Genomic DNA, 14,300 nt, shown 5'->3' on the forward strand with positions numbered 1-14,300 from the left:
ATCTCCCGACGGGGCTGTGCAGGAGCGCTCAGTTCTGCACGGCCAGCACCGACACGTCGGAGGCCACGGTCTGCCACGCGCTCCCGCGCAGCTGGAGCAGCGTCCCCTCGGTCGTGCGCACCCGCAGACCGTCGAGGTCGTTCCCGCCGGCGACCGCGTCGGCGCCCGTGGGAGAGCCCAGCGCCGAGCTGCGTCCGCCGAGCAGCTGCGAGAGCGCCTGCGGTTCACTGGAGGGCGTGGCGTAGACCGCGGCGACGCTGTACTGGTCGACCCAGGTGGCGTCGATCGGCGTGCCGGACCCGCCCGCGAGCACGACGGGCTGCCCGAGCCCCGTCGGCGTCCCCGCCTGGTCGCGGAGCACCGCCGCGACCACCAGCTGGGGCACGCCCCCGCTCACGAGGTAGGCCACCGCGCGCGTGCCGTCGCGGGAGATCTCGAAGGACCGGATCTCGGTCGCGCCGCCCCACTGGGCGGGCACGTTCGACGCCGCGTTGCTCGGCGACACCGCGACGACGGCGCCGGGGTCGGCCGCGGGGATGCTCCACACCCAGCCGAACGGGTCGACCGCCGGCGCGATGAGTCCCGACCGCTGGTCGACGACCGTGGTCGCTCCCCCGGCGCGGACCGCGGCCACGACGCCATCCCCGGCCCTGACCGCCGCGACCGTGGATCGGGCCGAGTAGGCCACCGCGTTCGGCTGCAGTGCGACGACGGCGTCGCTCAGGCCCGGCACCTCCGCGACCGAGTCGGCGCTGAGGTAGCCGAAGCGATCGCCGGAGACCACGAGCGGGGTGAGCCCGACTCGGGGCGCCACCTCGGGCGCCGCGCGATCGGTCGAGGGCACGTCGACGATGTTCTGGTCGACGCTGATCGCCACCGACGACACCGAGGCCACCCCGCCCAGGCTCGCGGACAGCTGGAACCGCATCCGCTGCAGGTCGATCGTCGAGGCCTGGAGGACGTTGCTCGAGAGCTCGACGCGGGTGGTGCCTCCCGAGGTGACGACGCTGGAGGTCGACGTGCCGTCCGGGAAGGCGGTGACCACCGCCCCGTCGAGCCAGGGTGTCGGGCCTTCGAGCAGCGACCTCACGATGCGGGTGCCGACGGAGGCGGAGGTCGGGAACCAGCGGAGGTCGGGGACCAGGAAGGTGTAGGTGGGATCGAAGAAGTAGAGGGAGTGCGAGCTGAACACCTGCTCGAAGAAGACGTCCTCGATGAGCGTGCCGTCGGGCGCGGCGGAGATGCGCCACTCGCCGTCCTGCTGCACGAACGAGTAGTCGAGCGAGAGCGGCGCCGCCGCGGTCTCGCTGTAGCTGCCCTCCCCGTCGACACGGGCCTGGGGTGTGACGGTGAGCCGCAGCGACGTGTCGCCGGTGGGGGTGGTCGACCGCGGACCGCTGTCGACGATGACGTCCGCCGTGGGCTTCCACTGAGCGGCGAAGCCCTGCGACAGGTAGTTGCGCGCCACCTCGTAGTCGTTCTGCGGATCCTTCGCGGCGTTGACGAACCCCGCCAGGATCTGCTCCTGCGTCGCGCCGGCCGAGGGACCCGCCGCGAGGAAGATGACGTCGATGTTGTCGTCGGTGGCGGGCCCCGACTCCGAGCCGACGTCGCCGGAACGCGGGATGGCGGCGCAGGACGCGAGCGAGACCGCGAGCGCCAGCACCGCGAGCACGGCCCCGACCCTGAGCGCCGCGCTCCTGCGCAGGAGGGCCAGTCGTTCACGCATCCCGATCGCCTCCCTCGGGGCGACGGACGTCGCCGAGGGACGCCTGCGCGCCCCGCACGTCGTCGGGCTCGAGCGGCAGCGGCGACGGCCCGCGGGTGACGCCACGCCGACGCGGGAGCGTCAGCCGGAAGTTCGAGCCCTCCCCGGGGGCCGACCACACCTCGAGCGCGCCGCCGTGGAGCGTCGCATCCTCGAGCGAGATCGCCAGACCGAGGCCGGTGCCGCCGATCGTCCGCTTGCGGGACGGGTCGGCGCGCCAGAACCGGTCGAAGACGCGCTCGGCGTCCTCGGGGCTCATCCCGACGCCGTAGTCGCGCACCGACAGCGCGACCGCCGTCGGCGAGCTGTCGACGGTGATCACGACGGGCCGGCGCTCCCCGTGCTCGATCGCGTTGCCGATGAGGTTGAGCACGATCCTGCGGATGCGGCGGGGGTCCATCTCGACCTCCGTGTACCCGCCCGGCGCCACCACCCGCAGATCCGAGCCCGCCTGCTCGGCGAGGGACCGCATCTGGTCCGCGGCATCCTCGGCGAGCCGGACGAGACTCGTCGGCTCGGTGTCGAGCGACGCCGAGCCCGCGTCGAACCGGCTGATCTCGAGCAGGTCGGAGAGCATCTCCTCGAACCGCTTCGTCTGCGTGTGCAGCAGCTCGGCCGTGCGCTCAGTGGCGGGCGGGAACGTGGAGCGCTGGTCGTAGAGCATGTCGCCGGCCAGACGGATGGTGGTCAACGGCGTGCGCAGCTCGTGCGAGACGTCGGAGACGAAGCGCTGCTGCACCTGCGACAGCTCCGCCAGCTGGTTGATCTGGGCGGCCATGCTGTCGGCCATCCCGTTGAACGAGCGCGCGAGCGTCGAGATCACGTCCTCCCCGCGTTCCGGGATGCGCACCTCCAGCTCACCGGCCGCGAGCTTCTCGCTCGTCTCGGCGGCGAGGCGGATCGGCTCGACCACGAGCCGGACGATGACCCAGGAGACCAGCCCGATGAGCACGATCAGCGCCAGCCCGCCCAGCCACAGCGTCTGCTGGACGAACACCAGCGTCTGCTCCGCATCGGCGAGGTTGTAGCCGATGTAGAGCTGGAAGTTGCCCACCCCGGGGATGCTGAGGGGCGTGCCCACGATGATGCCCGGCTGGCTGTCGCCGCGCTCGTCGGCGAGCGAGACGGACTGCCAGTACTGCGTCTGCGTGCCGCCGTCGCTCGCGGCCACCTCGTCCTGGAGCTGGTCGGAGATGACGTCGCCGGTGAGCTCGGGACTGGAGAACGAGAGCACCGTCGAGGAGGGCGAGGTCTGGCCGGGGATCGCCAGCAGCGCGATCAGCCGCGAGGACGAGGACGCGATGATCGCCGACTTGGCGGAGTTCAGCAGCGACAGCGTCGACGCATCCGACGCCGCGTCCGCCGCGTCGAAGATGTTCTGGGCGGCCGTGGCGGCGTTCCGCGACTCGGTCACGACCTGGTTGAGGCGCGACTGGAAGAGATCGTTGCCGATGCTGATCGACATGTACGTGCCGGTCGCGACCACGGCGACGGTCGACAGCGCGACCGTGACCACGATGGTCCGGAACTGCAGCGATCGGCGCCAGGCACGGGCGATCTCGAGCGGCCAACGGCGCCAGGTGCGTACCACCGTCGGGCCGACCCGGGAACGCCGGACGTTCTCGGTCATCCGCCGCTCGCTGCCCGCACGGCGGGCGGCGTCATGTGACCGCGCCGGCGCGGTAGCCCACCCCGCGCACGGTCATCACGATGCGCGGGTTGTCGGGATCCGCCTCGACCTTGGCCCGCAGCCGCTGCACGTGCACGTTCACGAGACGGGTGTCGGCCTTGTAGTGGTAGCCCCACACCTGCTCCAGGAGCATCTCGCGGGTGAAGACCTGCTGCGGCTTCGCGGCCAGCGCGTGCAGCAGGTCGAACTCGAGCGGCGTGAGGTTGATGCGATCGGATCCGCGCCGCACCTCGTGCCCGGCGACGTCGACCACGAGGTCGCCGACACGCAGCGTCTCGGGAGCGGCGTCGCTCGATGGACGCAACCGGGTGCGGATGCGGGCGACCAGCTCCTTGGGGTTGAAGGGCTTGACGACGTAGTCGTCGGCGCCGGACTCGAGGCCCTTCACCACGTCGGACGTGTCGCTCCGCGCAGTGAGCATGATGATGGGCGTGCCGGACTCGGCGCGGATCAAGCGGCACACCTCGATGCCGTCGAGGCCGGGCAGCATGAGGTCGAGGAGTACGAGGTCGGGCCGGGAGTCGCGGAACGCGCCCAGCGCCTCGGCCCCGTCGGTGCAGAAGGACGGCTCGTACCCCTCCGATCGCAACACGATGCCGATCATCTCGGCCAGCGCGGTGTCATCGTCGACGACCAGGATGCGAGGGTCCATGTGCTGTTCTCTCCAGACGGGTGTGGCACCAGCGTAATCGAGCGCTGATCAGGAACGCGCGAGCGAGCACTGTGAAATCTCAGAACGAGAGTGCGTAGCATGGGTGCCGGGGGCTGGGGGTTCCCTGCCGCCGCAGCGAGAAGGGCTTCGATGAGCGACGACCACGGGTGGACCGCGCCGGGCACCGAGGGGCGTCGCGACGAGCCCACCCCACCGCCGCCCTCCGGCCCCGCCCAGCCGCAGCACGGCCAGGACGCTCCCCCGCCTGCCGCGCCCCCGCAGCCCCAGTACGGGCAGTACGCTCCCCCGCCGCAGGCTCCCGAGTACGGGCAGTACGCGCCTCAGGCGCCGGAATACGGACAGTACGCTCCCCTGCCGCAGGCACCGGAGTACGGACAGTACGCGCCGCCGCCCGGCCAGCCCTCCTCCGCGCCGCCGCAGGCCCAGTACCCGCCGCCGCAGTACGCGCCTCCCCAGTACGGACAGCCCCAGTACCCGCCGCCCCAGTACGGGCAGCCCCAGTACCCGCCGCCCCAGTACGGGCAGCCGCAGTATCCGCCGCCCGGGAACGGCACGCCCGCCTACGCGCAGTACGGCGCGCAGTTCGCCGCGCCCGGCACCCCCGAGGGGTGGACGCCACCGCCCAAGCCCGGCCTCATCCCCCTCCGTCCGCTCGGCTTCGGCACCCTGCTCGGCGCACCGTTCCAGGTGCTCCGGCGCAATCCGAAGGCGACGTTCGGCTCGGGCCTCATCATCCAGGCCGCCGTCGTCGTCGTCACCACGCTCTTCTTCGTCGGCCTCACCGTCTTCCTCGTCGGTCGCAGCCTCAACGCGGTCGGTGACGACGCCGACGTGATCGCCGCAGGCAACGTCGCGCTCGGCATCATCGGCACGATCGTGGTGCTGGCGGTCAGCCTCTTCGCCTCGGCTCTCCTGCAGGGCGTCCTGGTCGTCGAGGTCGCCCGGGGCACCCTCGGTGAGAAGCGGCGCCTGGGAGAGCTCTGGAAGGCCGCGTTCAAGCGCGTGCTCCCCCTCTCGCTGTGGCTGCTCATGCTCGTCGGAGCGGGCCTCATCGGACTCGCAATCGTGATCGGCATCATCGTGCTCGGCGCGATCAGCGGGACGGGAGGCGGCGTCGCGGCCGCGGTCCTGGTCTCCGTGTTCCTCGGCCTCGGCTTCCTGGTCCTCGGGGCCTGGCTCGGGACGAAGACCGCGATGGTCCCGAGCATCATCGTGCTCGAGAGGAAGGGCGTCATCGCGGCGATCCGCCGCTCCTGGTCGCTCACGGGCGGCTACTTCTGGCGCACGTTCGGCACGATCGCGCTCGTCGGCGTCATCCTGTACTTCGCCAGCCAGATCCTCAGCACGCCGTTCTCCCTGCTCATCGGCATCGTCCCGTCCCTCATCGACCCCACGGGGACGGGCTCCGGCATCGTCGCGATCATCGTGCTCTACGTCGTGTTCATCGCGTTCACCACGGCCGTCAGCGCCATCACCTCCGTCGTCCAGGCCGCGGTGGTCGCCGTGATCTACATCGACCTGCGGATGCGCAAGGAGGGGCTCGACGTCGAGCTCACGCGGTTCGTCGAGTCGGCGCAGTCGCCCGACGAGGAGGGCCGCTGGCCCGATCCGTACCTCCCCAGGGCAGGTGCATGAACCCCTTCGCCCTGCTCGACCCGCCGGTCCAGCCCGACGCCGACCAAGGCCGTCAGTGGCTGCTCGACGAGCTGTCGAAGCCCGAGTACCAGGCGGCGCGGCCGACCTGGTTCGATCAGGCGTCGAAGGCGTTCCAGGACTGGCTCGGCTCGCTGCAGGCGCCGGGTGGCCCCAGCTTCGGGGCCCTCATCCCCCTGGGCGTCGTGCTCGTGGTCGCCGCCTTGATCGTGGTCGCGTTCCTCGTGTTCGGCCGCCCGCGCCTGAACACCAGGAGCGCGCTGCGGACGACCGAGCTGTTCGGCGCCGACGACGCCCGATCCGCCGCGGAGATCCGCGCCGCCGCCCGCCGAGCCTCGAGCGCGGGCGACTGGTCGACCGCGATCGAGGAGCAGTACCGCGCCATCGCGCGAGCCCTCGCCGAGCGGACGGTCGTCCTGTCGGCACCGGGCACCACGGCGCAGGAGTTCGCGAGCCGCGCGGGCCGGTCCTTCCCCGACTCGGCCGAGGAGCTGCGTCTCGGCGCGCGCGCCTTCGACGAGGTGCGGTATCTCGATCAGCCCGGCACCAGCGCGGGCTACGACAGGCTCGTCGCACTCGACGGCGCCCTGGAGCGCGCCCGACCCACCCGCCTCGAGGCCGTCCCCTCGGCGGCCGCGCGATGACCGCCACGGTCGTCGAGACGCCTCGCACGGGCCCCCGGCTGCGACGCTGGCTGTTCTGGATCCTCGCCTCGGTCGCCGCGATCCTCCTCGCCGGGTTCACCCTGCTGTCGAGCTTCCGCGGCCTCGTCGATCAGGGCCTCTACTCCGCGACGAGCCCCAGCTCGGCTGGATCCAAGGCTCTCGTCGAGGTGTTGAAGCAGCAGGGCGTCGACGTCGTGGTGACGGGATCCCTCGACGAGACCCGCCGAGCCGTGTCGGGGGCGCAGGGCCCGGTCACCGTGATGATGGCCGATCTCTACGGCTACCTCGACGACGACGGCCTCGAGGCGCTCGGCGACCTCGACGCCGACCTCGTCCTGCCGACGCCGTCGGACGACGAGCTCGACATCCTCGCCCCCGGGGTCCGTACCACGGCGGTCGAGTCGTCCGACGACACGGTCGACGCCGGATGCGGCATCCCCGCGGCCGAGCGCGCCGGCGAGGTGTCGCAGGCGGACATCGCCTACACGGCCGACCCGGGTGACGCCACCGGATGCTTCGACACGGGCGCGGGCGCCTACGGCCTGGTGCGACTCGACCAGGGCGACCGCACCGTCGACGTGCTCGGCGTGAGCGACGCCCTGCGGAACGACTCGATCCCGCTCGCCGGCAACGCCGCGCTGGCGCTGGGCCTCCTGGGCGAGAACCCGACCCTCGTCTGGTACCTGCCCACCTCCGCCGACCTCCCCGAGGACGCGCCGCCGACGATCCAGGAGCTCACCCCGGGGTGGGTCACGCCCGTCATCCTGCTGCTCATCGTGGTCTTCGTGGCTGCGGCGGTCTGGCGCGGGCGCCGTCTCGGGCCGGTCGTCGTCGAGGAGATGCCCGTCGTCGTCCGGGCCCGCGAGACGGCCGAGGGCCGTGCCCGCCTCTACGCTCGCGAGGGGGCCACGCTCCGAGCGGTCGACGCCCTCCGCGTCGGGACCGTGCAGCGGCTCTCCACGGCGCTGAACCTCTCCCGCTCGAGCGACCTGACGGAGGTCGTGTCGGCGGTGTCGGCGGTGACCGGTAGACCGTCCGCCGAGGTGTACGACACACTCGTCGGGGCGGTCCCCGCCGGCGAGGCCGACCTCCAGGCCCTCTCCGACCGGCTCCTCGTGCTCGAGCGCGAGGTCCGGGCGGCGACCAGGCCCGACTGACGACCCGCCGCACCGCGGCGGAGACGACCGACCACCATCGCAGGAACGAGGACACACGAGAATGACGGATCGACCAGACCTCTCACCGGATGAGCTCCGCGCCGCGCTGGGCCGGGTGCGCACCGAGGTGGGCAAGGCCGTCGTCGCCCAGGACGGTGCCGTCACCGGCCTCATCATCGCGCTGCTCGCGCGCGGGCACGTGCTGCTCGAGGGCGTGCCCGGTGTGGCGAAGACGCTGCTCGTCCGGAGCCTCAGCCACGCGCTCTCGCTCGACACGAAGCGCGTGCAGTTCACGCCCGACCTGATGCCCGGCGACGTCACCGGCTCGCTCGTCTACGACGCACGGTCCGGTGAGTTCACGTTCCGCGAGGGTCCGGTCTTCACGAACATCCTGCTCGCCGACGAGATCAACCGCACGCCGCCGAAGACGCAGTCGGCACTCCTCGAGGCGATGGAGGAGCGTCAGGTCAGCGTCGACGGCGTGAGCCGGGCGCTCCCGAGCCCGTTCCTCGTCGCCGCCACGCAGAACCCGATCGAGTACGAGGGCACGTACACCCTGCCCGAGGCGCAGCTCGACCGGTTCCTCGTCAAGCTCGTGCTCGACCTCCCGGAGCGCGACGCCGAGGTCGCGGTGCTCGCCCGGCACGCGAGCGGCTTCGATCCCCGCGACCTCCGGGCCGCCGGCGTCACGCCGGTGCTCGACGCCGCCGGCCTCGAGTCCGCGCAGCGGGCCGTGCGCCAGGTGCAGGCCGCACCCGACGTGCTCGCCTACATCGTCGACCTCGCCCGCGCCACCCGGCAGAGCCCGTCCGTGAAGCTCGGCGTGAGCCCGCGCGGGGCGACCGCCCTCCTGGCGGCCTCGAAGGCGTGGGCGTGGCTCAACGGCTATCCCGCCATCACGCCCGACCACGTGCAGGCGATGGTGGTCCCGGTGCTGCGGCACCGCATCCAGCTGCGACCTGAGGCGGAGCTCGAGGGGGTCGCGGTCGACGCGATCCTCCGGTCGATCCTCACGCAGGTCCGGGTGCCGATCTGATCCGCGCATGGCACTGACCGGTCGCGTCGTCGCGTTCCTCCTCGTGGGCCTCGTCCCCGTGGTGGTGCTCGACGTGCTCTTCGACCTCGCCTATCCCACGCTGCTCGCGTGGCTGGCCCTCACCCTGCTGCTCGTGCTCGTCGACGTGGCGTTCGCCGCCTCGCCGCGGCGGGTGGCCCTCGAACGCGATCTCCCCGCGCGCATCCGACTCGGCGAGTCGGCCGTCAGCACCCTCTACGTCTCCAACCTCGGTCGGCGCCGGATGGTCGTCCTGGTCCGAGACGCGTGGCAGCCCTCGGCGGGCGCGGCACGCACGCGGATGCGTCTGGTGATCCCGGCCGGTGAGCGGCGCGCGATGCAGATCCCGCTCACGCCCTTCCGCCGCGGCGAGCGCCGGGTCGCGCGGGTGGCGCTGCGCTCGTTCGGTCCGCTGGGGTTCGCGGCCCGGCAGGCGGTGCTGCTCTCGCCCGGGCGACTGCGGGTGCTGCCGCCGTTCCTGTCGCGGCGGCACCTGCCCTCCCGTCTGGCGCGCCTGCGCGAGCTCGACGGCCGCACGAGCATCATGGTCCGTGGCCAGGGCACCGAGTTCGACAGTCTCCGCGAGTACGTCCGCGGCGACGACGTGAGGTCGATCGACTGGCGGGCCACGGCGAGGCACTCCGACGTGATGGTCCGCACCTGGCGGCCGGAGCGTGATCGGCGCGTCGTGATCGTGATCGACACGGGCCGGACGTCCGCGGCCCGCATCGGCGACGAGGTCCGCCTCGACACCGCGTTCGAGGCCGCCCTCCTCCTCGCCGCCCTCGCCACACGAGCGGGCGACCGGGTCGATCTCGTGCTCTACGACCGGCGGCTCCGCGGTCGCGTGCACGGCGCATCCGGTCCCGAGCTGCTCTCCCGGATGGTCGACGCCATGGCCCCGGTCGACCCCGACCTCATCGAGACGGACTGGACCGCCGTCCCGGCGCTCGTGAGGCAGGTCACGACGCAGCGCGCCCTGGTCGTGCTCGTCACGGCCGCGGACTCGCCGGGCGGGTCCTCGGGACTGCTCGCGACCGTGCCGCAGCTCAGCCGCGATCACCTGGTGGTGGTGGCGTCGGTCACCGACCCCGATCTCGCGGCCGCCGTGTCCGAGCGATCGACCCGAGAGGAGACGTACCGGGCCGCCGCGTCCGAGCGGGCGCTCCTCGACGTGCAGCGTGTCTCGACCGCTCTCCGACAGGAGGGCGCCGAGGTCGTGACGGCCCCGCCCGGCGACCTGCCGCCCGCCGTCGCCGACCGCTATCTCGCGCTCAAGGCCGCCGGCCGGCTCTGACTGGGTGAACGGCCTAGGATCCGTTCAGGCCGCCGTGAGCGTCCGGGCTCCGGCCTCGAACTCCTCGAGGTCGCCGGTCTGCCCGGCCCGGTAGGCCCGCCCGCCGACGAAGAGCATGTAGAAGAGGAACGCGCCCAGCGCGACCACGCCGATCCCGATCTTCACCGGCCAGGGCAGCGGCGACGGCGTGACGAAGCCCTCGATGACGCCCGAGACGAAGAGCACGATCACGAGCCCCAGGGCGATGGTGAAGAGCGCCCGGCCGTCCTCGGCGAGCGCCTGGCCGCGAGTGCGGGCCCCCGGCGCGATCCAGGCCCAGAACAACCGTGTGCCCGCGGCGGCCGCGACGAAGATCGCGGTGAGCTCGAGCAGCCCGTGCGGGAGGATGTAGAGGAAGAACGTGTCGCCGTGGCCGTACTCGAACAGCACGGCGGCGTTGATGCCGAGGTTCTGCGCGTTCTGGAGGATGACGAGCGGCACCCAGACCCCGAGGATCCCGAAGGCGAGGCACTGCGCCGCGATCCAGGCGTTGTTGGTCCAGACCTGCCCGGTGAAGCTCGCCGCGGGGTTCTCGCTGTAGTAGTCGACGAAGTCCTCGTTGGCGAGCTTCTTGAGCTGCTCGTCGTCGCCGAGGTTGGCCATGACCGCGGGATCGCCGCCGATCCAGAGCGCCCAGAGCGTGGCGATCAGCACGGTGGCCAGCGCCATCGCCAGCGTGAGCCAGCGGATGCGGTACAGGGCTGCCGGGAGCTGCAGGGCGAAGAAGGCGGGGACGGCCCGCAGCACGTTCGCGCTGGCGCCGGTGAAGCGCAACCTGGCGCGGGACAGCGACACCGACAGTCGATCGCCCTGCGCCGTGGAGCCGGCGACCGTCTTCAGCGCCGAGAGCTGGGTCGCGCCGGACTGATAGCGCTCGATGAGCTCGTCGGCCTCCTGGCCGGTGAAGGCGCGCTTGCGTCCCAGCTCGTCGAGGCGAGCCCACTCCTCGGAGTGAGCCGCTGTGTAGGCGTCGAGGTCCATCTGATTAGATGATATCCATGAGCCGACCGCCTGTCTCGGACCCGGGCCGGACGGGCGCGAGCTCCGCCGGCGCCCCTGTCGCGGGGGCGTCCGGGGCCGCCGCCGTCGTGGGCGTCGGAGACGACGAGCTGCTGACCGGGGAGGCCGTCGCCCTGGACGTGAGGCCCACCGGGTTCCTCCTGCGCAGCGCCGGCGGAGCGATCGACTGGCTGGTGTTCACCCTCCCGTTGATCGCCGTCCTCACCTGGTACGGGCAGCTCCTGCCCGCCCTCCCCATCGACCAGGCGCTCGCGACCGCGCTCGTCACCGCGACGACCGTGTTCTTCTGGGTCGTCGCACCGATCGTGGTGGAGGTGCTGACGAGAGGCCGGTCGCTCGGTCGACTCGCGGTCGGGTCGAGGATCGTGCGCGACGACGGCGGGGCCGCCGGACTCCGGCACGCCATCATCCGCGGCCTCCTGGGCTACGTGGAGATCTTCGTCAGCTTCGGATCCATCGCGTTCATCGTGTCTCTCCTCAACCGGAGGTCGAAGCGGCTCGGTGACCTGATCGCCGGGACGTACAGCCAGCACGAACGGGTGCCGCATCCCGTGCCGCACGGCTACGCGATGCCGCCTGAGCTCTTCGCGTGGGCGCAGATCGCGGATGTGGCGAAGCTGCCCGACCGCCTCTCCCGGAGGATCGCCGCGCACCTGGCGTCGGCCCCGCGCACCGATCCGCGCATCCGCGCCCGCCTGTCGTTCGAGCTCGCGGCGGAGGCGTCGCGATTCGTGTCCCCGCTCCCGGACGTCGACCCGTTCGTCTTCCTGGTGGGGGTGGCGGTGATGCGCCGCGACCGCGACTACGCCGCCCTGCTCGGCGAGCGCCGCCGCCTGGAGCGCCTCCAGCCCGCCCTGCGCAGCCTCCCCCACGGCTTCCCCGACCGCTGACGAGCACGCCCTCCCAACCCCGCCGAAAGGCGAGAAGGGGCCCGCCCGCGGGTGCGGAAGGACCCCTTCTCGGGCGGCGGGGTCAGTACCGGTAGTGGTCGGGCTTGTACGGGCCCTCGACCGGGACGTTGATGTAGGCGGCCTGCTCCGGGCGGAGGGTCGTCAGCTCGACGCCCAGCGCGTCGAGGTGGAGACGAGCGACCTTCTCGTCGAGCGCCTTGGGCAGGACGTAGACGCCCACCGGGTAGGCCTCGGGACGCGTGTAGAGCTCGATCTGGGCGAGCACCTGGTTGGTGAACGAGTTGCTCATCACGAAGCTGGGGTGACCCGTCGCGTTGCCGAGGTTCATCAGGCGCCCCTCCGACAGCACGAGCACGCTGCGCCCGGTCGGGAGCCGCCACTCGTGCACCTGCGGCTTGATCTCGACCTTCTCGACGCCGGGGAGGGCGGCGAGGCCGGCCATGTCGATCTCGTTGTCGAAGTGGCCGACGTTGCCGATGATGGCGAGGTGCTTGAGGCTCAGGATGTCGTCGACCGTGATGACGTCGACGTCGCCGGTGCAGGTGATCACGATGTCGACCTCGTCGGCGACCGACTCCAGCCGGGCGACCTGGTAGCCGTCCATGGCCGCCTGGAGGGCGCAGATCGGGTCGACCTCGGAGACGATGACACGCGCGCCCTGGCCGCGCAGGGCCTCCGCGGCGCCCTTGCCCACGTCACCGTAGCCGGCGACGAACGCGACCTTCCCGCCGATGAGCACGTCGGTGGCCCGGTTGATGCCGTCGGGCAGCGAGTGGCGGATGCCGTACTTGTTGTCGAACTTCGACTTGGTGACGGAGTCGTTCACGTTGATGGCGGGGAAGAGCAGCTCGCCGCGAGCGAAGAGCTCGTAGAGGCGGTGCACTCCGGTCGTCGTCTCCTCGGTGACCCCCTGCACCTCCTCGGCGACCGTGGTCCACCGCGTCGGCGTCTCGGCGAGGGTACGACGGAGGGTGGCGAGGATGATGCGGTACTCCTCGCTGTCGCCGGGCTGGTCGTCCGGGACTGCTCCCGCCGCCTCGAACTCGCGCCCCTTGTGCACGAGGAGGGTGGCGTCGCCGCCGTCGTCGAGGATCATGTTCGGGCCGACCCAGTCGGCCCCGGTCGCCTCGGCCTCGGCGGACCAGTCGAAGGCGCGGTCGGTGCACCACCAGTACTCGTCGAGCGTCTCGCCCTTCCAGGCGTAGACCGGCACGCCGGCCGGCGCGTCCGGGGTGCCGTGGGCGCCGACGACGATGGCGGCGGCGGCCTCGTCCTGCGTGGAGAAGATGTTGCAGCTGGCCCACCGCACCCGCGCGCCGAGCGCGACGAGCGTCTCGATGAGCACCGCGGTCTGCACCGTCATGTGCAGCGAACCCGTGATGCGCGCGCCGGCCAGCGGCTGGAGCGGGCCGTACTCCTCGCGGAGGGCCATCAGTCCGGGCATCTCGTTCTCCGCCAGGCGGATCTGATGACGGCCGGCCTCGGCCAGCGCGAGGTCGGCGACCTTGTAGGCAGGACGGACGTCGGTCGACACAATGCTCATTGCCTCATCATCCCATGCGGAGATGGGAGAGGCCTTGCAGCACGGGTGCTGCGGGACGACTCAGTCGGCGACGACGTACCGGACGATCTGCCACCCCTGCGGGGCCGAGAGCCGATCGGTGTGCACGGCGCAGAGGTCGTAGCTGTGGGGCTCGGGCGTCGGGCTGAGTGGACCGACCACGACGAGGGAGTCGCGGTAGTCGTAGGTGAGCGTCGTCACAGCCTCGCCGCGGCACGAGGGTCGCGAGCACTCCCTGATGATCATCGTGTTCACGATAGTCGTCTCCCTGGCCGCTGGATCGGCGGCTCGCCGACGTGTCGCCGGACGCCGTCTCCTAGACTGGGCGCATGCCCCGAGCACGACGGACGAGCCGAGCATCCGCGGCCAGCCGGAGGTCCCGATCGAGGCACGGCCGTGACCTGAGGTCCTCCGCCACCGGCCCCTTCCTGCCTCCGCTGCGCTCCCGCCTCGACTTCTTCGACCTCGTCGTCGCCGATACCGCGGAGTACCTGCGGAGCGTCTTCCCCAACGAGCTCGCCACGACCTCGTTCGAGGTCGCGCCGATGCCGTTCGGTCGCTTCGGGTCGCCCGACCACGTCGACCGCTGGGCCGTCGGCGACGACCGCGTGATCCTCTTCCGTCTGCCCATCCAGCGGATGTCGAACCTCCACCGCGACGACGAGTCGCATCGGAGGATGGCCATCGAGGCGTGCGTCTTCCGTGCGGTCGCGGAGATGCTCGGCAAGGATCCCTGGGACGTCGCGCCCGAGGGCTTCACCCACCTCTGAGCGCGGAGCCCACGGCCTCTGAGCGCGAGCTCCGCCGCGGAC

At 71.9% G+C, this 14,300-nt stretch carries 13 protein-coding genes; 7 read left to right on the forward strand and 6 right to left on the reverse strand.

Annotated elements, in window-relative coordinates; translation table 11 throughout:
* Window positions 1-28: 28 nt before the first annotated feature.
* The 3 genes from IEX69_RS05635 to mtrA are packed head-to-tail and all read right to left on the reverse strand — an operon-like array spanning window position 29 to window position 4,110.
* A complete protein-coding gene (locus IEX69_RS05635) occupies window positions 29-1,729 on the reverse strand; it encodes an LpqB family beta-propeller domain-containing protein (RefSeq protein ID WP_157127209.1) in 1,701 nt (566 codons plus the stop codon).
* On the reverse strand, window positions 1,722-3,398 hold the full coding sequence (gene mtrB / locus IEX69_RS05640) for an MtrAB system histidine kinase MtrB (protein WP_085020104.1): 1,677 nt from the start codon (window positions 3,396-3,398) through the stop codon (window positions 1,722-1,724). The genes IEX69_RS05635 and mtrB overlap by 8 nt, the downstream gene beginning before the upstream one ends.
* A 31-nt stretch (window positions 3,399-3,429) precedes the next feature.
* Window positions 3,430-4,110, reverse strand: a complete 681-nt coding sequence (mtrA, locus tag IEX69_RS05645) for an MtrAB system response regulator MtrA (protein WP_085020105.1) — start codon at window positions 4,108-4,110, stop codon at window positions 3,430-3,432.
* A gap of 150 nt (window positions 4,111-4,260) precedes the next feature.
* On the opposite strand from mtrA, the gene IEX69_RS05650 reads away from it, so the two are divergent.
* From IEX69_RS05650 to IEX69_RS05670, 5 genes are all read left to right on the forward strand, one after another.
* Window positions 4,261-5,766 (forward strand): hypothetical protein, encoded by a 1,506-nt coding sequence (locus tag IEX69_RS05650; protein ID WP_085020106.1) that lies wholly within the window; start codon window positions 4,261-4,263, stop codon window positions 5,764-5,766.
* On the forward strand, window positions 5,763-6,428 hold the full coding sequence (locus IEX69_RS05655) for a DUF4129 domain-containing protein (protein ID WP_085020107.1): 666 nt from the start codon (window positions 5,763-5,765) through the stop codon (window positions 6,426-6,428). Before IEX69_RS05650 ends, IEX69_RS05655 begins: the two co-directional genes overlap by 4 nt.
* Window positions 6,425-7,606 carry a DUF4350 domain-containing protein gene (locus tag IEX69_RS05660; RefSeq protein WP_085020108.1) on the forward strand — a complete coding sequence of 394 codons (1,182 nt, stop codon included), beginning with the start codon at window positions 6,425-6,427 and terminating at the stop codon, window positions 7,604-7,606. Before IEX69_RS05655 ends, IEX69_RS05660 begins: the two co-directional genes overlap by 4 nt.
* Before the next feature lie 61 nt (window positions 7,607-7,667).
* Window positions 7,668-8,642, forward strand: a complete 975-nt coding sequence (locus IEX69_RS05665; protein WP_085020109.1) for an AAA family ATPase — start codon at window positions 7,668-7,670, stop codon at window positions 8,640-8,642.
* Between the two features lie 7 nt (window positions 8,643-8,649).
* Window positions 8,650-9,957: a DUF58 domain-containing protein gene (locus IEX69_RS05670; protein WP_085020110.1), complete on the forward strand. Its 1,308-nt coding sequence runs from the start codon at window positions 8,650-8,652 to the stop codon at window positions 9,955-9,957.
* A gap of 24 nt (window positions 9,958-9,981) precedes the next feature.
* Here IEX69_RS05670 and IEX69_RS05675 read toward each other — a convergent pair whose 3' ends face one another.
* Window positions 9,982-10,977 (reverse strand): stage II sporulation protein M, encoded by a 996-nt coding sequence (locus IEX69_RS05675; protein WP_085020111.1) that lies wholly within the window; start codon window positions 10,975-10,977, stop codon window positions 9,982-9,984.
* A 17-nt stretch (window positions 10,978-10,994) separates the two neighbouring features.
* Between IEX69_RS05675 and IEX69_RS05680 the strand changes: the two genes are divergently transcribed.
* Window positions 10,995-11,906, forward strand: a complete 912-nt coding sequence (locus IEX69_RS05680) for an RDD family protein (protein WP_085020112.1) — start codon at window positions 10,995-10,997, stop codon at window positions 11,904-11,906.
* An 82-nt stretch (window positions 11,907-11,988) separates the two neighbouring features.
* On the opposite strand, the gene ahcY is transcribed toward IEX69_RS05680, so the two are convergent.
* Together ahcY and IEX69_RS05690 are read right to left on the reverse strand one after the other, a co-directional pair.
* Complete coding sequence (gene ahcY, locus IEX69_RS05685) at window positions 11,989-13,470, reverse strand: adenosylhomocysteinase (RefSeq protein WP_085020113.1); 1,482 nt, start codon at window positions 13,468-13,470, stop codon at window positions 11,989-11,991.
* Window positions 13,471-13,530: 60 nt separating this feature from the next.
* The gene (locus tag IEX69_RS05690; protein ID WP_085021501.1) at window positions 13,531-13,734 is read right to left on the reverse strand and encodes a DUF3499 family protein; all 204 of its coding nucleotides are present in this window, start codon (window positions 13,732-13,734) and stop codon (window positions 13,531-13,533) included.
* An 83-nt stretch (window positions 13,735-13,817) separates the two neighbouring features.
* Between IEX69_RS05690 and IEX69_RS05695 the strand changes: the two genes are divergently transcribed.
* A complete protein-coding gene (locus IEX69_RS05695) occupies window positions 13,818-14,258 on the forward strand; it encodes a metallopeptidase family protein (protein ID WP_085020114.1) in 441 nt (146 codons plus the stop codon).
* Window positions 14,259-14,300 lie beyond the last annotated feature (42 nt).

It is taken from the genome of Cnuibacter physcomitrellae (assembly GCF_014640535.1).
GTDB lineage: Bacteria > Actinomycetota > Actinomycetes > Actinomycetales > Microbacteriaceae > Cnuibacter > Cnuibacter physcomitrellae.

Excerpts from the sequence above, each read along its gene's own strand:
- IEX69_RS05635 (WP_157127209.1), bottom strand. The coding sequence starts at position 1,729 with ATGCGTGAACGACTGGCCCTCCTGCGCAGGAGCGCGGCGCTCAGGGTC.
- mtrB (WP_085020104.1), bottom strand. The coding sequence starts at position 3,398 with ATGACCGAGAACGTCCGGCGTTCCCGGGTCGGCCCGACGGTGGTACGC.
- mtrA (WP_085020105.1), bottom strand. The coding sequence starts at position 4,110 with ATGGACCCTCGCATCCTGGTCGTCGACGATGACACCGCGCTGGCCGAG.
- IEX69_RS05650 (WP_085020106.1), top strand. The coding sequence starts at position 4,261 with ATGAGCGACGACCACGGGTGGACCGCGCCGGGCACCGAGGGGCGTCGC.
- IEX69_RS05655 (WP_085020107.1), top strand. The coding sequence starts at position 5,763 with ATGAACCCCTTCGCCCTGCTCGACCCGCCGGTCCAGCCCGACGCCGAC.
- IEX69_RS05660 (WP_085020108.1), top strand. The coding sequence starts at position 6,425 with ATGACCGCCACGGTCGTCGAGACGCCTCGCACGGGCCCCCGGCTGCGA.
- IEX69_RS05665 (WP_085020109.1), top strand. The coding sequence starts at position 7,668 with ATGACGGATCGACCAGACCTCTCACCGGATGAGCTCCGCGCCGCGCTG.
- IEX69_RS05670 (WP_085020110.1), top strand. The coding sequence starts at position 8,650 with ATGGCACTGACCGGTCGCGTCGTCGCGTTCCTCCTCGTGGGCCTCGTC.
- IEX69_RS05675 (WP_085020111.1), bottom strand. The coding sequence starts at position 10,977 with ATGGACCTCGACGCCTACACAGCGGCTCACTCCGAGGAGTGGGCTCGC.
- IEX69_RS05680 (WP_085020112.1), top strand. The coding sequence starts at position 10,995 with ATGAGCCGACCGCCTGTCTCGGACCCGGGCCGGACGGGCGCGAGCTCC.
- ahcY (WP_085020113.1), bottom strand. The coding sequence starts at position 13,470 with ATGAGCATTGTGTCGACCGACGTCCGTCCTGCCTACAAGGTCGCCGAC.
- IEX69_RS05690 (WP_085021501.1), bottom strand. The coding sequence starts at position 13,734 with ATGATCATCAGGGAGTGCTCGCGACCCTCGTGCCGCGGCGAGGCTGTG.
- IEX69_RS05695 (WP_085020114.1), top strand. The coding sequence starts at position 13,818 with ATGCCCCGAGCACGACGGACGAGCCGAGCATCCGCGGCCAGCCGGAGG.